Origin of the sequence: Rhodobacter viridis (genome assembly GCF_003217355.1) — a bacterium.
Taxonomy (GTDB): domain Bacteria; phylum Pseudomonadota; class Alphaproteobacteria; order Rhodobacterales; family Rhodobacteraceae; genus Rhodobacter; species Rhodobacter viridis.
The window spans coordinates 446,677-468,845 of the sequence record NZ_QJTK01000001.1; the positions used below are offsets into that span (position 1 = coordinate 446,677).

Below are 22,169 nucleotides of genomic sequence, written 5' to 3' on the forward strand. Positions count from 1 at the left end.
CGGCGCCTTGATTTTCATTGCGGGATAGCAAAAAGTCCGATAATCGGTATTATGTAAATATTATGTGCAATCTGACCCCGATTATGGGGTCAGAATCGTGCATCCGGTTGTTTTGCGAGCCTCAAGCGCCGTATGCGCCGAGGCAACATCCGCCAAGTCATAACGTTGACCAATCTCGACCTTGATCTTGCCTGCCAAGATCAGATCAAACATCTCGCCGCTGGCCTGACGCAGCCAACCCGGTTGCGCCGTGTGGTGAAAGAGCGTCGGCCGCGTCAGTCGTAGCGACCCGCGCGCAAGATCGTTGATCCGGAAGTCCAGCGCGGGCCCCGAGCTTTGACCAAAGCAGACAAGCGTCCCGAAGGTCTCCAGCACTTCGACAGATTTCTTCACCGTCACGGCACCGACGGAATCGTAAACTGCCTTCACGCCCTTGCCATCGGTCAGACGCATCGTCTCGGCGACGAAATCCGTCGTTTTGTAGTCGATCACCGCATCATAGCCATGCGCGAGCGCCAGCGTGCATTTTTCGGCCGTGCCCGCCGTGCCAATCGCCCGAACGCCTTTGTGCTTCAGCCACTGCCCGGCCAGCAGTCCGACGCCGCCCGCCGCGGCGTGCACCAGCACGCAATCGCCGGCACGTACCGGGTAGGAATGGTGGATCAGGTAATGCACGGTCAGGCCCTTGAGCATCACGGCAGCGGCGGTCTCGTCGCTGATCCCATCGGGAATGGGCACCAGCTGATCTGCCGCAATCACGCGATGGCTGGCATAGGCGCCATTGCGCCCCGTATAGGCCACGCGCAGGCCGACCGGCAGATCAACCCCGGGACCGACCGCCTCGATCACGCCCGCCGCTTCACCCCCGGTGACCAGATCCGAGGGCACCTCCCAAGGATAGAGTCCGGTGCGGAAATAGACGTCGATGTAATTCAGACCGACCGCGGTTTGGCGCAGGGACACCTCGCCCGGTCCGGGCCGTGGCACCTCACGCTCGACGCGACGAAAGCTCTCGACCCCGCCCGGAGCGGTGACGACCATGGCATAACTCATTGCATTCTCCTTCCGACCGACGGCCGCGATCCCGAACCAACCCTTGAGCGCGCTCCGTTTCAGACGAGAATGAACCCGCGTTCAGGATGCGTCAATCGCCGGAATCGTCGGAAAATAACTGCCTTTCAACGCGATGATCGCGTCCCAGAGCCGATCCGCAACCGGTCTTGGCACCTCGTCCTCGCGCCGCACCATGAACCAGTTGCGCACGATCGGCAGACCTGGCGCGGGCAATTCGACAAGCCGACCGGAGCCAAGCTCTTCGGTCACCGTATGCAGGCTGAGGAACGCGATCCCCAGCCCGGCCATCACCGCCTGCTTGATCGTCTCGTTGCTCTCCATCTCCATCGTTTCGAACGCGCGCCCATCGGCGACGCGATCCAGCCATCGCTCCATCAGGATGCGCGTCCCCGACCCCGCCTCGCGCGTCAGGAACACCTCGTCGAGCAGGGAATCCGCACTGACCCCCTGCCCCAGCAGCCGATGCCCCGGCGGCACGACGACCGTATGCGGATGCGGCCCAAGCGTCTCGGCCAGAACCTGTGGCCGCCGCGGCGGGCGCCCCATGATCGCGATCTCGAAAGCGCCGCGCTCGAGTCCCTCGATCGTGGTTTCGCGGTTGCCGACACGCAGCGCCACCTCGATGTCCGGGTGCGAAAGACTCAGGGCCTTGACCAGCCTTGGCGCGAAATATTTGGCCGTCGAGACCACGCCCAGCGTAACGCGGCCGGTTTTGCCCCGCGACAGGGCCGCCAGATCGGCCCCGGCCTGCGACAAAGCGTCTTCGATCCGCTTCGCCGCCGCCAGCATCGCATGGCCCGCATCGGTCAAATCCGATCCCGCGCCATCGGCCGCCCGCTGCAAAAGACGCACTTGAACTGCGTCCTCCAAGCCCTTGATCTGAGTGTGAATTGCGGGAGTGGTTAACCCAAGCGCCTGCCCCGCCGCCGTCAGCGACCCCCATTTCGCCACAGCCCTGAGCGCGCGCAGTTGTTTCATCGTGATCCCGTCGAGGCGGACCATGTTAAATTTTCCTGAAAGCGAGTTGCCGAATTTCAAATTTGCATGAAACCACTTTCGGCGCAACGTCCGGGCCAACCGAATGAGGAGGAGGCCATGGCGATCGAGCTTGAAGGTCTCGGGCTAAGCCCGGAACTGGCAGATGTGATGACCCGGCTGGCGCGTGTGGGGGCAGATCTTGCTCGTACCATTGCCCGGAACGGGGTGGAAGCGGACCTTGCCGCGGGTGTTGGCACGAATGCCGGGGGCGATGGTCAAAAGGCGCTCGACGTGATGGCGGACGACGCTTTCCGCGAGGCGCTGACCGGAACGGCCGTCGCCTATTACGCCTCCGAAGAACAGGACGAGGTGGTGACGCTCGGCGAAGGCACGCTGGCGCTGGCCATCGACCCGCTCGACGGGTCTTCGAACATCGACGTGAACGTGTCGATCGGCACGATCTTCTCGATCTTCCCGGCCACCGATGATCCGAACACCAGCTTCCTGCGCAAGGGATCGGAGCAACTTGCGGGCGGCTACATCATCTACGGGCCGCAATGTGCGATCGTCTGCACTTTCGGCAAGGGCGTGCACCACTGGGTGCTCGATCTCGACACCCGCAACTTCAAGCGCCTGCCCGACATCAAGATGCTGCCGCAGGACACGTCGGAATATGCGATCAACGCCTCGAACTACCGCCACTGGCCCTCGCCCATCCGCGCTTTCATCGACGATCTCGTCGCTGGCGCCGAGGGTCCGCGCGGTCGCAACTTCAACATGCGCTGGATTGCGTCGCTCGTCGCCGAAACCCACCGGATTCTCATGCGCGGCGGCGTGTTCCTGTATCCGGGCGACGAACGCAAGGGCTATGCCCGCGGCCGTCTGCGCCATGTCTATGAATGTGCGCCGATCGCCTTTCTGATCACGCAAGTGGGCGGCGGCGCCACCGATGGCTGCGAAGACATCCTGTCGGCCCTGCCCGACAAGCTGCATGCCCGCACCCCCTTCGTCTTCGGCTGCGCGGCCAAAGTGGCCCGCGTCACCGCCTACCACGACCTGCCCGGGGAGGAGACCTCGGCACTTTTCAACACCCGCGGTCTTTTCCGGAGCTGAGCCATGTCGAAAAAATACCCCATCATCTCTGTCGTCGGTTCCTCGGGCGCCGGCACTTCGACGGTCAAGGCCACTTTCGACCAGATCTTCCGCCGCGAAGGCGTGAAAGCCGTGTCGATCGAGGGCGACGCCTTCCACCGCTTCAACCGCGCCGACATGAAGGCCGAACTGGAACGCCGCTATGCGGCGGGCGACGCGACCTTCTCGCATTTCTCCTTCGAGGCGAATGCGCTCGAGGATCTGGAACGCGTCTTCCGCGAATATGGTGAAACCGGCGCCGGTCGCACCCGTCATTATGTGCATGATGCGAAGGAAGCCGAGAAGTACGGCGTCGAACCCGGTCACTTCACCGACTGGGCGCCCTTCGAGGAGAACACCGACCTTCTCTTCTACGAAGGCTTGCACGGCTGCGTCTCGACCGAGGGCATCAATATCGCCGCCCATGCCGACCTGAAGATCGGCGTCGTGCCGGTGATCAACCTCGAATGGATCCAGAAGATCCACCGGGACCGCGCGCAACGCGGCTACACGACCGAGGCCGTCACTGACGTGATCCTGCGCCGCATGCACGCCTATGTGCACTGCATCGTGCCGCAATTCTCGCAAACCGACATCAACTTCCAGCGCGTGCCGGTGGTCGACACCTCGAACCCGTTCATCACCCGCTGGATCCCGACGCCGGACGAAAGCCTGATCGTGATCCGCTTCCGCAATCCGCGCGGCATCGACTTCCCCTACCTCACCTCGATGATCCATGGCTCCTGGATGAGCCGGGCGAATTCGATCGTGATCCCGGGGAACAAGCAGGATCTGGCGATGCAGCTGATCCTGACACCGCTGATCGAGCGTCTGGTCCGCGAAGGCCGCCGCGCGCGCGCCTGAGGCGAATGAAATCAAGATATTGGCGAGGTCCGGCCAAACCGGGCCCGCCGCTGGAAGAAACGGCTCATCAGGGAGGAGGAGCCATGAAGGATCTGGATATGGCGCAGGAAACGCGGATGGCCAATGCCATTCGGGCGCTGGCGATGGATGCGGTGGAAAAGGCGAAATCCGGGCATCCCGGCATGCCGATGGGCATGGCCGATGTGGCCACGGTGCTGTTCAACCGCTTCATGAAGATCGATCCGTCGACGCCGAAATGGCCCGATCGCGACCGTTTCGTGCTCTCGGCCGGTCACGGATCGATGCTGCTTTATGCGATCCATCACCTGCTCGGCTATGCCGACATGGACATCGAGCAGCTGAAGAATTTCCGCCAACTCGGCGCCCGCACCGCTGGCCATCCGGAATATGGCCATGCCGACGGCATCGAGGTGACGACCGGGCCGCTGGGTCAGGGGATCTCGACCGCGGTTGGCATGGCACTCGCAGAGCGCATGAAGAATGCCCGCTATGGCGATGATCTGGTTGATCATTTCACCTACGTTATCGCCGGTGATGGGTGCCTGATGGAAGGCATCAGCCACGAGGCGATCGACATGGCCGGGCACCTGAAGCTTGGCCGCCTGATCGTGCTTTGGGATGACAACCGCATCACCATCGACGGCGACACCGACCTGTCGACCTCGACCGATCAGAAGGCGCGCTTTGCTGCCGCAGGCTGGCATGTGCAATCCTGCGACGGTCATGCCCCGAACGAGATTGCCGCCGCGATTGAGGCCGCCCGCAAGGATCCGCGTCCTTCGATGATCGCCTGCCGCACCGTGATCGGCTTTGGCGCGCCGAACAAGCAGGGCGGCCATGACGTGCACGGCGCGCCGCTTGGCGCCGAGGAAATCGCCGCCGCGCGGGCCTTCCTCGACTGGCCGCATGCCCCTTTCGAGATCCCTTCCGAACTCACCGCGGCCTGGGGCCGGGTTGCGGCACGGGGGGCTTCGGCGCGGGCCAACTGGGAGGCGCGGTTGCAAAACCACGCTGCCCGCGCCGACTTCATCAAGGCGGAGGCCGACGACACCTCGGCGCTTCCGGCCGCCATCACCGCCTACAAGGCGAAGCTCTCGGCCGACAAGCCGAAGGTGGCGACGCGCAAGGCCAGCGAAATGGCGCTCGAGGTGGTGAACACCACCCTGCCCCATTCTGTTGGCGGCTCGGCCGACCTGACCGGCTCGAACCTGACCCGCTCGAAGGGCATGGTCTCGGTCAAACCCGGTGCCTATGCGGGCAACTACATTCACTACGGCATCCGCGAGCACGGGATGGCGGCGGCGATGAACGGCATCGCGCTGCATGGCGGTCTGCGCCCCTATGGCGGCACCTTCATGGCTTTTGCCGATTACTGCCGCCCGTCCATTCGCCTCTCGGCGCTGATGGGGGTTCCGGTCACCTATGTGATGACCCATGACAGCATCGGCCTTGGTGAAGACGGACCGACCCACCAGCCGGTCGAGCATCTGGCCTCGCTGCGGGCGATCCCGAACCTGAACGTGATCCGCCCCGCCGATGCGGTCGAGACCGCCGAGGCATGGGAAATCGCCATGACCTCGAAGCACACGCCGACGCTTCTGGTGCTGTCGCGGCAGAACCTGCCGACCGTGCGCACGACGCATGTGGCCGAGAACCTGACCGCCCGAGGCGCCTATCTGATCCGCGACCCCGAGGATCGTCAGATGACGCTGATCGCCACCGGGTCGGAACTCGAAATCGCGCTGACCGCCGCCGATCACCTGGCGAAAGAGGGCATCCGCGCCGCCGTCGTCTCGGCCCCCTGCTTCGAGCTGTTCGCGTCGCAACCGCGCGACTATGTGACGAAGGTTCTGGGAACCGCGCCGCGCGTTGGCTGCGAGGCTGCGATCCGGCAGGGCTGGTGCATGCTGCTCGGCCCGGGCGATGCTTTCGTCGGCATGACCGGCTTTGGCGCCTCGGCCCCGGCGCCGCAGCTCTATCAACACTTCAATATCACCGCAGAGGCAATTGTCTCTGAAGCAAAAAACTTGATCTGAGGGAAAAGATGACCGTCAAAGTTGCCATCAACGGTTTTGGCCGCATCGGCCGCAACGTGCTGCGCGCCATCATCGAGTCGGGCCGCACCGATATCGAAGTCGTCGCGATCAACGACCTTGGCCCGGTGGAAACCAACGCCCACCTGCTGCGTTTCGATAGCGTGCACGGCCGCTTCCCGGCGACCGTGACCACCGGCGAGGACTGGATCGACGTCGGCCGCGGCCCGATCAAGGTCACCGCGATCCGCAATCCGGCTGAACTGCCCTGGGGTAATGTCGATGTGGCGATGGAATGCACCGGCATCTTCACCACCAAGGAAAAGGCCGCCGCCCACCTGCAAAATGGCTCGAAGCGCGTTCTGGTCTCGGCGCCGTGCGACAATGCCGACAAGACGATCGTCTTCGGCGTCAACCACGGCACGCTGACCGCCGCCGATCTGGTCGTCTCGAACGCCTCGTGCACGACGAACTGCCTGTCGCCGGTGGCGAAGGCGCTGAATGACGCGATCGGGATCTCGAAAGGCTTCATGACGACGATCCACAGCTACACGGGCGACCAGCCGACGCTCGACACGATGCACAAGGATCTCTATCGCGCCCGCGCAGCTGCGCTGAGCATGATCCCGACCTCGACCGGCGCTGCCAAGGCCGTGGGTCTGGTTCTGCCGGAACTGAAGGGCAAGCTCGATGGCGTTGCGATCCGCGTGCCGACGCCGAATGTCTCGGTCGTCGATCTGGTGTTCGAAGCCGCCCGCGACACCACCGTGGCCGAAGTGAATGCCGCGATCCGCGCCGCCGCCGATGGCCCGCTGAAGGGCGTGCTGGGCTATACCGACCAGCCCAACGTGTCCTCGGACTTCAACCACGACCCGCATTCCTCGGTCTTCCACATGGATCAGACCAAGGTGATGGAGGGCCGGATGGTCCGCATCCTGAGCTGGTATGACAACGAATGGGGCTTCTCGAACCGCATGGCCGATACCGCCGTGGCGATGGGCAAGCTGATCTGAACCAAGCCGGGGGCGCTGCCCCCGGACCCCCGGCGTATTTCGGCCAAGAAAAAGGCCGCGAACTCAAGGAACTGAGAAAATGGCACTGATCACCCTTCGGCAACTGCTGGACCACGCTGCGGAATATTCCTACGGCGTGCCTGCGTTCAACATCAACAACATGGAACAGGGTCTGGCGATCATGGAGGCCGCCAAGGCCGTCGATGCGCCGGTCATCATCCAGGCTTCGCGCGGCGCGCGGTCCTATGCGAACGATATCATGCTGGCGAAAATGATCGAGGCGCTCGCCGCGATCTACCCGGATATCCCGCTCTGCATGCACCAGGACCACGGCAACAACGAAGCCACCTGCATGACCGCGATCCGTCACGGCTTCACCTCGGTGATGATGGACGGCTCTCTGGAAGGGGATGCGAAGACCCCGGCCAGCTACGAGTATAACGTTGACATCACCGAGCGCGTCTCGCGCATGGCGCATTGGGTCGGCGCCTCGGTCGAAGGCGAACTGGGCGTTCTGGGCTCGCTCGAAACCGGGCAAGGCGAGGCCGAGGACGGCCACGGCGCCGAAGGTGTGCTCGATCACAGCCAGTTGCTCACCGACCCCGATCAGGCCGTCGATTTTGTCAAGAAAACCCAGGTCGACGCGCTGGCCATCGCCTGCGGCACCTCGCATGGCGCCTACAAGTTTTCGCGCAAGCCCGACGGCGAAATCCTTGCCATGTCGGTGATCGAGGCGATCCACAAGAAGCTGCCGAACACCCACCTCGTCATGCATGGCTCGTCCTCGGTGCCGCAGGATCTGCAGGACATCATCAACGAATTCGGCGGCGCCATGCCGCAAACCTTCGGCGTGCCGGTTGAAGAAATCGTGCGCGGCATCAAGATGGGTGTGCGCAAGGTCAACATCGACACCGACTGCCGCATGGCGATGACCGGCCAATTCCGCCGCATTGCCGAGCAGAACAAGGCCGAATTCGACCCGCGCAAATTCCTGAAGCCCGCGATGGATGCGATGCGCGATCTGTGCCGCGCCCGTCTCGAGGCCTTCGGCACCGCAGGCCATGCCAGCAAAATCAAGGTCATCCCGATGGATGACATGGCGAAACGCTACGCCAGCGGTTCGCTCGCGCCCAAAACCGCCTGATCGAAAGGACCCCTCATCATGGATCAGTCAAACCGTTACGCCCGGCTCGACCTCAAGGAAGCCGATCTCATTGCGGGCGGGCGCCATGTGCTCTGCGCCTATATCATGAAGCCCAAGGCGGGCTACGGCTACCTTGAAACGGCCGCCCATTTCGCCGCCGAAAGCTCGACCGGCACCAACGTCGAAGTCTCGACCACCGACGACTTCACCCGCGGCGTCGATGCGCTGGTTTACGAGATCGACCCGGCCAAGGAGATCATGAAGATCGCCTATCCGGTCGAGCTTTTTGACCGCAACATCATCGATGGCCGGGCGATGCTGTGCTCGTTCCTGACGCTGACGATCGGCAACAACCAGGGCATGGGCGACGTCGAATACGCCAAGATGCACGACTTCTACGTGCCGCCCTGCTACCTGCGCCTGTTCGACGGCCCGTCGATGAACATCGCCGACATGTGGCGCGTTCTGGGCCGCGACGTGAAGGACGGCGGCATGGTCGTGGGCACGATCATCAAGCCGAAGCTGGGCCTGCGTCCGAAGCCCTTCGCCGATGCCTGCTACGAATTCTGGCTGGGCGGCGACTTCATCAAGAACGACGAACCGCAGGGCAACCAGACCTTTGCGCCGCTGAAGGAAACCATCCGTCTCGTCGCCGATGCGATGAAACGGGCGCAGGATGAAACCGGCGAGGCCAAGCTCTTCTCGGCCAACATCACCGCCGACGATCATTATGAAATGGTCGCCCGTGGCGAATACATCCTCGAAACCTTTGGCGAAAACGCTGATCACGTCGCCTTCCTCGTGGATGGCTACGTCACTGGCCCGGCGGCGATCACCACTGCCCGTCGGTCCTTCCCGCGGCAGTTCCTGCACTATCACCGCGCGGGCCACGGCGCTGTGACCTCACCGCAATCGATGCGCGGCTACACCGCCTTCGTGCTCTCGAAGATGTCGCGTCTGCAGGGCGCCTCGGGCATCCACACCGGCACGATGGGCTATGGCAAGATGGAGGGCGATGCCTCCGACAAGATCATGGCCTACATGCTGACCGACGAGGCGGCGCAGGGCCCGTTCTACCATCAGGACTGGCTGGGCATGAAGGCCACGACGCCGATCATCTCGGGCGGCATGAACGCGCTGCGCCTGCCCGGGTTCTTCGACAACCTCGGCCATTCGAACGTGATCCAGACCTCGGGCGGCGGCGCCTTCGGTCACGTCGACGGCGGCACCGCCGGGGCGAAATCGCTGCGTCAGTCCTGCGATGCGTGGAAGGCGGGCGTCGACCTCGTCACCTATGCGAAATCGCACCGTGAACTGGCCCGCGCCTTCGAGAGCTTCCCGACGGACGCCGACAAGCTCTATCCGGGCTGGCGCGACGCTCTGGGCGTGAAGTAAGGCTTGACCATCGGGCGGGGGGACACCCCCGCCCACACCCCTCTTTGGAGACCGACATGACCTTCGACCGTTCCATCAAGATCGCTCCCTCGATCCTTTCTGCCGACTTTGCCGATTTCGGCCGCGAGATTCAGGCCATCGAAGCGCAGGGCGCCGACTGGGTGCATGTCGACGTGATGGATGGGCACTTCGTGCCGAACCTCACCTTCGGTCCGCCCGCCGTTGCGGCCTTCCGCAAGCACGTCAAGACGGTGATGGACGTGCACCTGATGATTTCCCCGGTCGATACCTACATCGACGCCTATGCCGCCGCGGGCGCCGATGTGCTCACCGCTCATGTCGAGGCTGGCCCGCATATCCACCGCACGATGCAGGCGATCCGCGCCGCCGGCATGAAATCGGGCGTCGCCGTGAACCCCGGCACGCCGATCGAAGCGATCGAGCATATCCTCGACATCACTGACGTCGTCTGCATCATGACGGTGAACCCCGGTTTTGGTGGCCAGAAATACATCGACATGACCGCCAAGGTGCGCAAGCTGCGGGCACTGATCGGCGATCGCCCGGTGCATATCGAGATCGACGGCGGCATGGACCCGGTCACCGCGCCGCTGATGGCGGCGGCAGGAGCTGACGTGTTCGTCGCGGGCTCGGGCGTCTTCAAGGGCGGCTCGGTCAACACCCCCGAAGTCTACGGCAAGAACATCGCGGCGATCCGAGCCGCGGCTCAAGCGGCGCTCTGAGGGTCGCGATGGCCGTTTCTCCTCCGGTCTGCGACTTCGGCTGGAAAGCCCCGGACTTCCGCCTGCCCGACACCTCGGGCAGGCTCTGGAGCCTTGACGACCTCCGCGGGCCGAAAGGCCTGCTGATCATGTTTATCTGCAACCATTGCCCCTATGTTCAGGCGATCCTCGACCGGCTGCAGCGTGACGCCGAGGCGCTGATCGATCGGGGCATCGGCGTCGCCGCAATCTCGGCGAATGATGTCGAAAGCTACCCTCAGGATAGCCCCGAGAACATGGCACGACTGGCCTCGGAGCGCGGCTTCCGATTCCCCTATCTCTTCGATGAAACACAAGCTGTCGCAAAGGCTTATGATGCGATCTGCACGCCGGATTTCTTCGGATTCAATGCCGATTGTCAGCTGCAGTATCGCGGTCGCCTGGATGCATCTGGCCGCACCGCTGGGCCTGCAGATGCCCGGCGAGAGCTTTACGAGGCAATGCTGAGGATCGCCGAAACCGGTCAGGGGCCGCGCGATCAGATCGCGTCGATGGGCTGCTCGATCAAGTGGAAGTCGTGATGACACCGGCGCTCATTTTCGATCTCGACGGCACGCTGATCGACTCGGCTCCGGCCATCCACAAGGTTTCGAACGACGTGCTGACGGGGCGTGGTTATGCGCCCCTCAGCCTCGAGCAGATCCGCAGTTTCGTCGGTCAAGGAGCGCCCCACCTGGTGCGCTGCCTGCTGACGACGGCAGGCGAAGACCCCGAAGGTCCGCTTTTTGAGGCGATCTATGCCGACCTTGTCACCCGCTATGAAACGGATGTCGAAGGAAACACCCTTTATCCGGGTGTGATCACGGCCTTGGACCGTTTGCGGGCGATCGGATGCCCAATGGCGATCACCACCAACAAGCCTTACAAGCCCGCTCTCGCCGCGATCGCCCATGTCGGTCTGACGGATTATTTCGAGCTTGTCATTGGCGGCGACAGCCTGCCGACGCGCAAGCCGAACCCCGAGATGGTGCATGAGGCGCAAAGAATATTGGGCCGGGATCACGCTCTTTACATCGGCGACAGCGAGATCGACGCGCAGACGGCCGAGAACGCGGGACTGCCGTTCGTGATCTACACCGAAGGCTATCGCAAGACCCCGGTCGACGCCTTGCCCCACGCCGTGAAGTTCAGCGATTTCAAAGACCTGCCAAGCATCATTGAGGGATGGACATGGAGCTGAAAGCGCTGATTTTCGACGTCGACGGCACTTTGGCGGAAACCGAGGAAGTGCATCGTCAGGCGTTCAACGAAACCTTCGCCGCGCGCGGGATCGATTGGTGCTGGTCGAAAGACGATTATCGGACGCTTCTGCGCACCACTGGCGGCAAGGAACGGATGGCGAAACACCGGGAAAATGTGGGCTACGGCCCCACCGATTCCGAGATCGCCGAACTGCACAAGGCAAAGACAAAACGCTATGTCGAAATCATTGCCTCGGGTCAGGTCGATCTTCTGCCCGGTGTCGCGGATCTGATCGACCGGGCGCAGGCTGTGGGGCTTCGCATCGCGATTGCGACCACCACGACCCGCGCCAATGTCGATGCGCTGATTGCCGCCACCTTCCGTCGCCCCCCCGAAGCCATCTTCGAGGTGATCGCCGCCGGGGATGAGGTCGCAAGGAAGAAACCCGCGCCGGATGTCTATCTGCTCGCCCTGAAGAGCCTTGATCTGCCGCCCGAAGCCTGCATCGCCTTCGAAGACAGCCGCGCCGGTCTTGCGTCGGCCAAGGCCGCCGGACTTCGGGTCGTTCTGACGCCGTCGGAATATACCCGAGGCGATGATTTCTCCGCTGCGGATTGGCTGATCCCCGATCTGAGCGCCGCCGCCACCAAAGAGATTCCAGAATTGCCCTGAGGCCCTTGCACCCATCGGCCCCGCAGTCCAGAGTGAGCGCGGAACTTGCCGGAGGAAGACATGGACCTGCGCTACCTGACGCCCGATTTCGCCGTGGCACCGCAGATCGCTCTTGAGGAGATCGCCGAGGCCGCCAAGCGCGGCTTTCGCACCCTGATCAACAATCGCCCTGACGAGGAGGTCGATGCCTCCCTTTCGCATGAGGTGCTGCAGGCCGCGGCCGCGGCTGCCGGTCTTGCCTATGTGCATCTGCCCTATTATCCGGGCGAACTGACCGCAGATCTGATCGAGGGGTTCGAGACCGCTCTCGCCTCGGCACAAAAGCCGGTTCTTGCCTGGTGCCGCTCGGGCACGCGGTCGTCGCACCTCTGGGCAATGAGCCAGGCCGGCGTTCTGCCACTGGATGAGATCGTGCAAAATGCCAAAAATGCGGGCTATGATCTTGGTGCGCTGGTGCCAATGATGCGTGCCAAGGCCGCCAGCAAGACCGCCGAGACTTGAAGACCGAAACCCAATCTCTTGGTAAAAAAGCATAATTGCACAGAAGCCTGAGGGATGGTGCAGTCTGCGACCATGTGACTTCAGCGAAACCAAGCTGGTCAATGGGCTTGCGTCGATAGGGTTCCACATGGCAAAAGTGTGATCTGTGCAAGCTTGCGAGGTGTGAGACGCGCGCAATGCTGGATCATCTTGAACAACTTCTGGTCGCCGAGGATATCGGCACCATTTGGAACATGCATTGTGTCCAGATGGAGAAATTCGGGTTCGATCGCCTGATCTACGGGTTCACCCGGTTCCGCGCCACGCAGAACTTCGGTTCTCTCGACGACACCCTGATCCTGTCGAACCATGATCCCGCCTATCTGAATTCCTTCCTGGGGGCTGGCCTGTTCTCGGAAGCGCCGATGGTGAAATGGGCGCTGGATTCGGTTGGCTCGTGCTCCTGGCGCATCGTCGCCGAGCGCGCGGCAGCCGGAGAGCTGAGCGACGGCGAAAAGCGGGTCCTCGAGCTCAATCGTCGCTTTCAGGTTCTGGCGGGCTATTCGATCGGGTTCCCCGATACGTCCGCGCGCGCCAAGGGGGCAATCGGGCTCTGCGCGAAGCCCGGCCTGACGCAAGCCGATGTCGATGCGATCTGGGAAGAGCATGGCCGCGACCTGAGGGTGCTGAACTCGATCATGCACCTGAAGATCAGTGCCCTGCCCTTCTCGACCACGCGGCGCCCGCTGACGGCGCGGCAGCGCGAAGTTCTGGAATGGGTCGGTGACGGCAAGACCTCTGCCGATATCGCGCAGATTCTCGGCCTGACCATCGCGACGGTTGAAAAGCATCTGCGTCTGGCGCGCGAGGCGCTCGAGGTCGAAACGACGGCCCAAGCCCTGCTTAAAGCCTCGATGCAAAAACAACTTTTCATCACGTCGGCGTCGTAGGCCAAGGTCAACCTATCCAAAAGGCCTGCGACATTCGTGCACGGTAAGGAAAACCTGACTACTCCGAATCTTCGAAATTGGGCTAACTACAGATGTTCCGTGAGTGGTGGCTTCGGCCAGGAACGGGGAAGCAGTCGAAGATTGATCCGACGAGATCCCACCCGGTTTTCCGGTACGGCCCAGCGGGTTTATAGTCACCCGTCTGGGCCGTTTCAATTTGCGCATATAAAACTTGGATTTACACCCATGCCGTCGCGTCAACCGGCATTCAAAGAAAAACGCCGCCCCGAAGGGCGGCGTTTTCATTTGCTGAAGGGCAGCGCTTACGCGCCGACCATCTTCGCCACTTCCGCAGCGAAATCTTCTTCTTTCTTCTCGACGCCTTCGCCGACAACCAGACGCGCGAAGCCGGTGATCTCGACGCCCGCTTCGGTCGCGGCTTGCGCCACGGTGATATCGGGGTTCATCACGAACTTCTGGTTCACGAGGGTCGATTCCTCGAGGAACTTCTTCATCCGGCCCGGGATGATGTTGTTGTGGATCACTTGCTCGGGCTTCGGTTTGGCCGAGGTGGCGTTCTCTTCCAGCGCCTTGGCGGTTTGCACCTGCAGCTCGCGCTCCAGAACGGCCGGATCAAGGCTCGACTCGTTGAGGGCCATCGGAGCGGTCGCGGCGATGTGCATCGCGAACTGCTTGCCGATTTCTTGCGCCTTGGCGGCATCGCCCTTGAGCGCCACGAGCACGCCGATCTTGCCCATTTCCGGGGCGGCGGCGTTGTGGACATACGACACGATGGTGTCGCCTTCCAGAACGTGCAGACGACGGAAGGTCATGTTCTCGCCGATGCGGGCGATGGCTTCGCCGATCACCTCGTCCACGGTCTTGCCGTTGAGGGCAGCGGCCTTCACCACCTCGACCGATTCACCGATTTCGAGCGCGGTCTTGGCAACGTCACGCACCAGAGCCTGGAAATCGGTGTTCTTGGCAACGAAGTCGGTTTCCGAGTTGATCTCGACCGCAACGCCACGGCCGGTGGTCACGGCGACGCCGATCAGGCCTTCGGCGGCAACGCGATCGGCCTTCTTGGCGGCTTTCGCCAGGCCCTTCGTGCGCAGCCAGTCGATGGCGGCATCCATGTTGCCGTCGCATTCGGTCAGCGCTTTTTTCGCGTCCATCATGCCTGCGCCGGTGGTTTCGCGCAGTTCTTTCACCATCTGAGCGGTGATCGCCATGGGAACTCTCCTTGGAATGAGGTGAGGGCGGGGTTACCCCCGCCCGATGAAGCTTGTGTGACGGCCGGGGCGTCAGGCCTCGGCGGCGTGCTCGACCGGGGCTTCTTCGAGAGCCCCCAGATCCACACCGGCGGCGCCCATCTGGGCGCTCATGCCGTCGAGGGCTGCGCGCGAGACGAGGTCGCAGTAGAGCGCGATGGCGCGGGCGGCGTCATCGTTGCCCGGGATCACGTAATCCACGCCTTTCGGCGAGCAGTTGGTGTCGACCACGGCCACGACCGGGATACCCAGCTTCTGCGCTTCGAGGATGGCGAGGTCTTCTTTCGACACGTCGATCACGAAGAGCAGGTCCGGCAGACCGCCCATTTCGCGGATCCCGCCGAGCGACGCCTGCAGTTTGGCCTGCTCGCGTTCCATGCCCAGACGCTCTTTCTTGGTCAGGCCTTCAGCGCCCGCCCCCATGACTTCGTCGATGTGCTTCAGACGCGCGATCGACTGCGACACGGTTTTCCAGTTCGTCAGCGTGCCGCCGAGCCAGCGGTGGTTCATGTAGAACTGCGCGCAGCGTTCCGCGGCATCGGCGACGGCTTTCGACGCTTGACGCTTGGTGCCGACGAACAGCACCCGGCCGCCCTTGGCGACGGTCTCACGGACCACGTTCAGAGCCGCGTCCAGCATCGGGACGGTCTGGGTCAGGTCGATGATGTGGATGCCGTTGCGCTCGCCATAGATGAACTCCGCCATGCGGGGGTTCCAGCGTTGCGTCTGGTGGCCGTAGTGAACGCCAGCTTCAAGAAGCTGACGCAGCGAGAAATCGGGAAGCGCCATGTTCCATTTCCTTTCCGGTTTGCGCCTGAGCGGAGGATTTCAGGGTTGCCCCCAACCGGTGGACCGAACGAGGATGTCTCCCGTCGTTGGCCCGCCTCCGCCTGTGAAGTGCGCGCCTCTTAGACCAGCCCGGACCATCTGGCAAGCCCCCGGCGCCTGTCTTCGGTCCGGCGCGGATGTTTTGGGCCTGATCATCGGGCTTCCTTCACAATTCCCCCTTATCTTGCCCAAAATATCCCGGGGGAAGGCGCGAAAGCGCCGACGGGGCAGCGCCCCCCTTGCCTCCCCGGTCAAGCCGTAGCACCTAAGGAACCATGAACGACACTCCCGACATTCTCTGTATCGGTTCCGTGCTCTGGGACATCATCGGCCGGGCGCCAGTGCACATGCGGGCGGGCTCCGATGTGCCCGGTCGGATCACCCGCCTGCCCGGTGGCGTCGCGATGAACATCGCGATGACCCTGACCCGCTTCGGCCTGCGCCCCGCCATCCTCACGGCGATCGGCCGCGACACGCAGGGCGCCGAACTGATCCAGTCGGCCGAACTGATGGGGATCGATTGCCGTTTCCTCTATCGCTCGGACGACCTGCCCACCGACCGCTACATGGCGATCGAGGGGGCGAACGGCCTTGTTGCCGCGATTGCCGACGCGCACAGCCTCGAGGCGGCGGGCGACAAGATCTTGCGGCCGCTCGCCGACGGGCGGTTGGGGAGTGCCGAGGCACCCTGGACCAGACCGGTCGCGCTGGATGGCAACCTGACCCAGACGCTGCTCGCGGAAATCGCCCGTTCGCCCCTCTTTGTCGCGGCTGATTTGCGCGTGGCGCCCGCAAGCCCCGGCAAGGCCGAGCGGCTGGCGCCCCTCCTCACCCATCCCAACGCGACGATCTATGTGAACCTCGAAGAGGCCGGGATCCTGTGTCAGCGTGACTTTTCCGGCTCCGAGGCCGCCGCCGAGGGGCTTCTGGACCGCGGCGCCGCGCATGTGCTCGTCACCGATGGCGGCAGCGCCGCCGCTGATGGTCGGCTTGGTCAGGGCGTCATCATCGCCGCCCCGCCCCCTGTCCTCGTCACCCGCGTCACCGGCGCGGGCGATACCTTCATGGCCGCCCATCTGGTGGCCGAATGCGACGGCGCGGATCGCGAAACCGCCCTTGCCCGCGCCCTGGCCGCCGCCGCCCGCTACGTCTCCGGAGACAAACCCATATGACGACCCTGCCCCTTGCCTTTTCCCCCGATGTCCGCGCCGCGCTTGACGCGGGTCAGCCCGTCGTCGCGCTCGAAAGCACGATCATCACCCATGGCATGCCCTATCCGCAAAACCTCGAAACCGCGCGCCGGGTCGAGGCAGAGGTCCGCACCGCCGGGGCAACGCCCGCCACCATCGCGGTGATGGGCGGGCGCATCCATATCGGCCTGACCGCCGCGGAACTGGAAACGCTGGCCCAGGCGCAGGGGGTGATGAAGCTCTCGCGCGCCGATCTGGCCGTCTGTCTGGCGCAGGGCCGCACCGGGGCCACCACCGTTGCCGCGACGATGATCTGCGCGCATCTGGCGGGGATCTCGGTCTTTGCCACCGGCGGGATCGGTGGCGTGCATCGCGGCGCCGAGGACAGCTTCGACATTTCCGCCGACCTGACCGAACTGGGCCTGACGCCGGTCACCGTGGTCGCTGCGGGCGCCAAGGCCATCCTTGATCTGAACAAGACGCTTGAAGTCCTTGAAACGAATGGCGTTCCTGTCATCGCCTTCGGTCAGGACGATTTCCCCGCCTTCTGGTCGCGCAGCTCGGGCCTGAAAGCTCCGCTGCGTGCCGACAGCGCCGCCGAGATCGGCCGCGCCCATCTGATGCGCGCTCGCCTTGGCCTTTCCGGTGGCCAACTCGTCGCCAATCCGATCCCGGCCGAGGCCGAAATCGCCCGCGAAGACATCATTCCGGCGATTGAATCCGCGCTCGCCGAGGCCGAGGCGGAGGGGATTGCCGCGAAAGCCGTCACTCCCTTCCTGCTCGCGCGGATTTTTGAGCTGACCGACGGCCGCTCGCTCGACGCCAATATCGCCCTTGTTTTGAACAATGCCCGACTTGCTGCCGCGATTGCGGCCGAAATCTGCGCACAAAGGTGAGGGCTGCATTGCAGCCCCCGCCCGGCATCCCTACCTGAAATGGGCAACGAGAGGCACAACATGACAGACCCGCATCCCGGCCACGAGCATCCGCACAAGCGCAGCCTGCTTGCCGCGCTTCGGGCTTCGTTCTTCACCGGACTGATCGTGATCTCACCGATTGCGGCGACGATCTGGCTGATGTGGACGCTGGCGGGGATGGTCGACGGCTGGGTGCTGCCCTTCATCCCCGCGCATCTGCAGCCCGAGACTTATGTCGGCACCAATCTGCGCGGCGTCGGCGTGGTGATCTTTCTCGTCTTCACCATCACCGTCGGCGCGCTTGCACGCAACTTCATCGGCCGCGCGGTGCTCCGCTTTGGCGAGGGGCTGGTCGACCGCACCCCGGTCGTGCGCTCTGTCTACAATGGCGTGAAACAGATTGCGGAAACCGTGCTCAGTCAGGGCGATGCGAAATTCGACCGCGCCTGTCTGATTGACTATCCACGCCCCGGGCTGAAGGCGATCGCCTTCGTTTCGGCGCGGGCCAAGGGCGAGATCGCGCTTCAGGGCAGTCCCGCCGATCCGCTCATCTCGGTCTTCCTGCCGACGACGCCGAATCCGACCTCGGGTTTCCTGCTCTATCTGCCGGAAAGCCAGATCACCTATCTGGACATGTCGGTGGAAGACGCGGCGAAGCTGATCATCTCGGCAGGTCTCGTCTATCCTTCGGAAAAGAAGCTTGAGCAACAGGGCAAGGCCCCGAAAAAGGCCGCCTGACCGCGCCCCTTTATCTTGCCTCAAATATCCCGGGGGTCCGGGGGCAGAGCCCCCGGTGGGTCGCCTCGGCCAAAGCCGAGGCGAAATAAGTCAGAGCGCCGTCCAGCCGCCATCCACCGAAATCGTCGTGCCTGTGATCTGCGCCGCGGCTTCCGAGCACAGGAAGACCGTCGTCCCGCCCAGTTGCTCGACCGTGGCGAACTGCTTCGACGGCTGGCGCGTCAGCATCACTTCGCGGATCACCGTCTCGCGGTCCATGTTGTGCACCTTCATCTGATCGGGGATCTGCGCCTCGACCAGCGGCGTCAGCACATAGCCCGGGCAGATCGCATTGCAGGTGATCGGCTCCTCGGCGGTTTCCAGCGCCACCGTCTTCGTCAGCCCGACGACGCCGTGTTTCGCGGCGATATAGGCGGATTTGAACGGCGAGGCCGTGAGCCCATGCGCCGAGGCGATGTTGACGACCCGCCCCCAGCCCACTTTGCGCATCATCGGCAGCGCGGCAGCGGTGGTGTGGAAAGCCGACGACAGGTTGATCGCAATAATCGCATCCCATTTCTCGACCGGGAACTGATCGACCGGCGCCACATGCTGGATGCCCGCATTGTTCACGAGGATGTCGCAACGCCCGGCCTGGGTCACCAGCGCCCGGCACTCCTCGCCTTTCGACATGTCCGCCTTGATGTAGCGCGCGTTCACCCCGAATTCGGAGCCCAGTGCCGCGGCCAGCGCATGATCCTCATCGCGATCGGTGAACGAGTTCAGCACCACATCGGCCCCGGCCCGCGCCAGTTCGCGTGCGACGCCAAGTCCGATTCCCGAGTTCGATCCGGTAATGATCGCCGTCTTGCCCTTCAGGCTCATGATGTCCTCCTGCCAATGTCTTTTCAAACACCACCCCACCGCGAACGGTTCCGCAACTGCGAAAGGAATGCCGGAAAGAAAAAGACGCCCGCGCAAGGCGGGCGTCAAGTCATGAGGCAGGTTTCATACAGGCAAGAAACCTATCGAGCAGTGACTCCTTTATAGACCCGCGCGACGTCGCTTCCAAGGGAAAAGTTTGCTTGCCCGCGCAGCAGGCGCTAGCTTGTCGCCTGAAAATACAGGCAAACGGGAGATTGTTGCGATGCAGGGATCGGTGTTTTTCCGTGCTCTCGCCCTTGTGATATTGGCTTTCGGCGGGGTTTCGGCAGGCTTTCCGGTCCGGTCCGAACCGATGTCGGGAATCGCCATGCAAGGGAAGCCGGCCCTCGATCCGACGCGGGTGCACCTGCCCTATGCCGACCCGAATGCCCCCTCCGGCGGGCAGATTCGCATGGGCGAATCGGGCAGCTTCGATTCGCTGAACCCGTGGATCCTGCAAGGACGGCCCGCGCAGGGCATCTCGGCCTATGTCACCGAATCGCTGATGCTGCGCAGCTATGATGAGCCGTTCACCCTCTATGGCCTGCTGGCCGAAAGCATCGAAACTGACGCGCGCCGCTCGTGGGTCGCCTTCACCCTGCGCCCCGAGGCCAAGTTTTCCGATGGCAGTCCGGTCACCGTGGAGGATGTGATCTGGTCCTTTGAGACGATCGGAACCGAGGGCGCCCCGCGCTATCAGACCGCCTGGAAGAAGGTGAAGGCGATCACCCGGACCGGCCCGCGCAGTCTGCGCATCGACTTTACCGAGCCGAACCGGGAATTGGCCCTGCTGATGGGGCTGCGCCCCGTCTTGTCGAAGAAACAGTGGCAAGGCCATGATTTTGCCTCCGAAATGCAGATGGCGCCGGTGGGCTCCGGTCCCTATGTCGTCGAGACTTATGACATGGGCCGGTCAATCACGCTCAAACGCAATCCCGACTGGTGGGCCAAGGATCTGCCGATCACGCAGGGTTTGCACCATCTCGACCGCCTGCGCTGGGACTATTTCGGCGATCAGAACGTGATGTTCGAAGCCTTCAAGGCGGGCGAGCTCGACCTTTACCGCGAGACCAATGCCGCGAACTGGCACAGCGAATATGATTTCCCGGCAGTGCAGGATGGCCGCATCCTCAAGGAGGAGATCGCCAATCACGTTCCCTCGGGGATCAAGGGGCTGGTGATGAACACGCGCAAGCCGGTCTTTGCCGACTGGCGGGTGCGGCAGGCGATGATCCTCGCCTTCAACTTCGAGTTCATGAACAGAACCCTGACCGGAGGTGCCGAGCCGCGGATCTCGTCCTATTTCGCGAATTCTGCCCTGGCGATGCAGCCCGGCCCTGCCACGGGAAAGGTCGCGGATCTGCTTGCGCCCTATGCCGCCACTCTGCTGCCCGGCACGCTCGAAGGCTATGAATTGCCGGTCGGGGATGGCAGCACGCAGAACCGTCGCAACATGCGCGCAGCCCTGAAACTGATGGAAGAGGCGGGATGGACGGCTGCCGATGATGGCGTTTTGAAGAACGCCGCGGGCGAGCCTTTCCGGTTCGAGATCGTGCCGCAGCAGGGCGCGGCCGAATCACAATCGGTGGTCGACATCTATATCGAGGCGCTGCGGCGGCTCGGCATCTTTCCGGAGGTGACAATCGTCGATGACGCGCAATTCCAGGCCCGCAAGACGAGTTACGACTTCGACATGACCTGGATGTTCGTCGCCACGTCGCTCTCGCCCGGCAATGAGCAGTATCTTTACTGGGGATCGAAGGGCGCCGACGCGCCGGGCTCACGCAATCTGATGGGGATGCACGATCCCGCAGCCGACGCGATGATCGCGGCGCTGCTGTCGGCAGAGACGCCCGCGGATTTCACCGCCGCCGTGCAGGCGCTCGACCGGGTGCTGACCGCAGGTCGCTACGTGATCCCGATCTGGTATGCGCCGGTCACGCGGGTCGCACACAGTCGTGACCTTCACTTTCCGGCAACCGTTCCATTATACGGAGATTGGCCGGGCGTGACGCCCGATGCATGGTGGCATGAGGCGAAGAAATGAAGAAGGTGATCGTTCTGATGGTGCTGGCGGCGACGCTTGCAGGCTGCAACACGGTGGCGGGCGTCGGGGCCGATGTGACGGATGGCGCCCACAAGGTGCAAGGCTGGTTCTGATCGGCAATCCGTCGATCAGACCGAGTTTTTCCTTTTCAGGCCGCAATTTGCGGCGCAAGATCGAGGCGTGAGGACGGTCTCGAAGCAGGAGGTCAAGATGAAATGGCACCATGTGCAGGACAATTGGCCCGCCTTCTTCGAGGCGATCATCGACCGCTGGCCCGATGCGGACGAGGCCGAGCTTGACGAGATTGACGGTGATCAGCGGGCCTTCATCGCCTATATCATCGAGCTCACAGGGCAGGAGCCCGAGGAAGCGCGCGCCGAAATCCGGGAATGGCTGACCGGCGAGTTGCCCTCGGACGTGGTGATGGATCCCCGTCACGACAATCATTCGATCGCCCTGTCGAAGAAGTTCGTCCCCGAGGGCGAAGACGAATACGACGACGATTCCCGTTTCGGCGACGAGGAATGACCCGCTGCACGGCAAGCTGATCCTGCCG

At 63.3% G+C, this 22,169-nt stretch carries 23 protein-coding genes; 18 read left to right on the forward strand and 5 right to left on the reverse strand.

Annotation, left to right across the window (positions count from 1 at the left end):
* Positions 1-81: 81 nt before the first annotated feature.
* The gene (locus C8J30_RS02145) at positions 82-1,053 is read right to left on the reverse strand and encodes a quinone oxidoreductase family protein (protein ID WP_110804064.1); all 972 of its coding nucleotides are present in this window, start codon (positions 1,051-1,053) and stop codon (positions 82-84) included.
* Positions 1,054-1,134: 81 nt separating this feature from the next.
* Entirely contained in the window at positions 1,135-2,076 is a 942-nt protein-coding gene (gene cbbR, locus C8J30_RS02150; RefSeq protein WP_110804065.1) for a LysR family regulator CbbR, read from the reverse strand.
* A 93-nt stretch (positions 2,077-2,169) separates the two neighbouring features.
* Between cbbR and C8J30_RS02155 the strand changes: the two genes are divergently transcribed.
* From C8J30_RS02155 to C8J30_RS02210, 12 genes are all read left to right on the forward strand, one after another.
* Positions 2,170-3,165 carry a class 1 fructose-bisphosphatase gene (locus tag C8J30_RS02155; RefSeq protein WP_110804290.1) on the forward strand — a complete coding sequence of 332 codons (996 nt, stop codon included), beginning with the start codon at positions 2,170-2,172 and terminating at the stop codon, positions 3,163-3,165.
* A gap of 3 nt (positions 3,166-3,168) precedes the next feature.
* Positions 3,169-4,047 (forward strand): phosphoribulokinase, encoded by an 879-nt coding sequence (locus tag C8J30_RS02160; protein WP_110804066.1) that lies wholly within the window; start codon positions 3,169-3,171, stop codon positions 4,045-4,047.
* An 83-nt stretch (positions 4,048-4,130) separates the two neighbouring features.
* Positions 4,131-6,104 carry a transketolase gene (gene tkt / locus C8J30_RS02165; protein WP_110804067.1) on the forward strand — a complete coding sequence of 658 codons (1,974 nt, stop codon included), beginning with the start codon at positions 4,131-4,133 and terminating at the stop codon, positions 6,102-6,104.
* An 8-nt stretch (positions 6,105-6,112) separates the two neighbouring features.
* Positions 6,113-7,114, forward strand: coding sequence for a type I glyceraldehyde-3-phosphate dehydrogenase (gap, locus tag C8J30_RS02170; protein ID WP_110804068.1), 1,002 nt, complete (start codon positions 6,113-6,115; stop codon positions 7,112-7,114).
* A gap of 79 nt (positions 7,115-7,193) precedes the next feature.
* Positions 7,194-8,258 carry a class II fructose-bisphosphate aldolase gene (gene fba, locus C8J30_RS02175; RefSeq protein ID WP_110804069.1) on the forward strand — a complete coding sequence of 355 codons (1,065 nt, stop codon included), beginning with the start codon at positions 7,194-7,196 and terminating at the stop codon, positions 8,256-8,258.
* Between the two features lie 18 nt (positions 8,259-8,276).
* Positions 8,277-9,653: a ribulose-bisphosphate carboxylase gene (locus tag C8J30_RS02180; RefSeq protein ID WP_110804070.1), complete on the forward strand. Its 1,377-nt coding sequence runs from the start codon at positions 8,277-8,279 to the stop codon at positions 9,651-9,653.
* A 56-nt stretch (positions 9,654-9,709) separates the two neighbouring features.
* A complete protein-coding gene (rpe, locus tag C8J30_RS02185) occupies positions 9,710-10,396 on the forward strand; it encodes a ribulose-phosphate 3-epimerase (RefSeq protein WP_110804071.1) in 687 nt (228 codons plus the stop codon).
* Positions 10,397-10,404: 8 nt separating this feature from the next.
* On the forward strand, positions 10,405-10,956 hold the full coding sequence (locus C8J30_RS02190; protein WP_110804072.1) for a thioredoxin family protein: 552 nt from the start codon (positions 10,405-10,407) through the stop codon (positions 10,954-10,956).
* Positions 10,956-11,615 carry a phosphoglycolate phosphatase gene (gene gph / locus C8J30_RS02195; protein WP_110804073.1) on the forward strand — a complete coding sequence of 220 codons (660 nt, stop codon included), beginning with the start codon at positions 10,956-10,958 and terminating at the stop codon, positions 11,613-11,615. The genes C8J30_RS02190 and gph overlap by 1 nt, the downstream gene beginning before the upstream one ends.
* Complete coding sequence (locus tag C8J30_RS02200; protein ID WP_110804074.1) at positions 11,606-12,289, forward strand: HAD family hydrolase; 684 nt, start codon at positions 11,606-11,608, stop codon at positions 12,287-12,289. Before gph ends, C8J30_RS02200 begins: the two co-directional genes overlap by 10 nt.
* Before the next feature lie 60 nt (positions 12,290-12,349).
* Complete coding sequence (locus tag C8J30_RS02205) at positions 12,350-12,790, forward strand: TIGR01244 family sulfur transferase (protein WP_110804075.1); 441 nt, start codon at positions 12,350-12,352, stop codon at positions 12,788-12,790.
* Positions 12,791-12,966: 176 nt separating this feature from the next.
* Positions 12,967-13,719, forward strand: a complete 753-nt coding sequence (locus C8J30_RS02210; protein WP_110804076.1) for a helix-turn-helix transcriptional regulator — start codon at positions 12,967-12,969, stop codon at positions 13,717-13,719.
* A gap of 323 nt (positions 13,720-14,042) precedes the next feature.
* Here the strand turns inward: C8J30_RS02210 and tsf are convergent, their stop codons facing one another.
* A complete protein-coding gene (gene tsf / locus C8J30_RS02215) occupies positions 14,043-14,951 on the reverse strand; it encodes a translation elongation factor Ts (protein WP_110804077.1) in 909 nt (302 codons plus the stop codon).
* Positions 14,952-15,023: 72 nt separating this feature from the next.
* Complete coding sequence (gene rpsB, locus C8J30_RS02220) at positions 15,024-15,779, reverse strand: 30S ribosomal protein S2 (RefSeq protein WP_110804078.1); 756 nt, start codon at positions 15,777-15,779, stop codon at positions 15,024-15,026.
* Positions 15,780-16,093: 314 nt separating this feature from the next.
* Between rpsB and C8J30_RS02225 the strand changes: the two genes are divergently transcribed.
* The 3 genes from C8J30_RS02225 to C8J30_RS02235 are packed head-to-tail and all read left to right on the forward strand — an operon-like array spanning position 16,094 to position 18,663.
* Positions 16,094-16,990, forward strand: a complete 897-nt coding sequence (locus C8J30_RS02225) for a PfkB family carbohydrate kinase (RefSeq protein WP_110804079.1) — start codon at positions 16,094-16,096, stop codon at positions 16,988-16,990.
* Entirely contained in the window at positions 16,987-17,904 is a 918-nt protein-coding gene (locus C8J30_RS02230; protein ID WP_110804080.1) for a pseudouridine-5'-phosphate glycosidase, read from the forward strand. The genes C8J30_RS02225 and C8J30_RS02230 overlap by 4 nt, the downstream gene beginning before the upstream one ends.
* Before the next feature lie 60 nt (positions 17,905-17,964).
* Positions 17,965-18,663, forward strand: a complete 699-nt coding sequence (locus tag C8J30_RS02235; protein WP_110804291.1) for a DUF502 domain-containing protein — start codon at positions 17,965-17,967, stop codon at positions 18,661-18,663.
* A gap of 90 nt (positions 18,664-18,753) precedes the next feature.
* Here the strand turns inward: C8J30_RS02235 and C8J30_RS02240 are convergent, their stop codons facing one another.
* The gene (locus tag C8J30_RS02240) at positions 18,754-19,527 is read right to left on the reverse strand and encodes a 3-hydroxybutyrate dehydrogenase (protein WP_110804081.1); all 774 of its coding nucleotides are present in this window, start codon (positions 19,525-19,527) and stop codon (positions 18,754-18,756) included.
* Positions 19,528-19,789: 262 nt separating this feature from the next.
* Between C8J30_RS02240 and C8J30_RS02245 the strand changes: the two genes are divergently transcribed.
* The 3 genes from C8J30_RS02245 (at position 19,790) to C8J30_RS02255 (ending at position 22,141) form a co-directional block, all read left to right on the forward strand.
* Positions 19,790-21,613 carry an extracellular solute-binding protein gene (locus C8J30_RS02245; RefSeq protein WP_110804082.1) on the forward strand — a complete coding sequence of 608 codons (1,824 nt, stop codon included), beginning with the start codon at positions 19,790-19,792 and terminating at the stop codon, positions 21,611-21,613.
* Positions 21,610-21,726, forward strand: coding sequence for a lipoprotein (locus tag C8J30_RS02250; RefSeq protein ID WP_110804083.1), 117 nt, complete (start codon positions 21,610-21,612; stop codon positions 21,724-21,726). The genes C8J30_RS02245 and C8J30_RS02250 overlap by 4 nt, the downstream gene beginning before the upstream one ends.
* A 97-nt stretch (positions 21,727-21,823) precedes the next feature.
* Positions 21,824-22,141, forward strand: a complete 318-nt coding sequence (locus tag C8J30_RS02255) for a hypothetical protein (protein ID WP_110804292.1) — start codon at positions 21,824-21,826, stop codon at positions 22,139-22,141.
* Positions 22,142-22,169 lie beyond the last annotated feature (28 nt).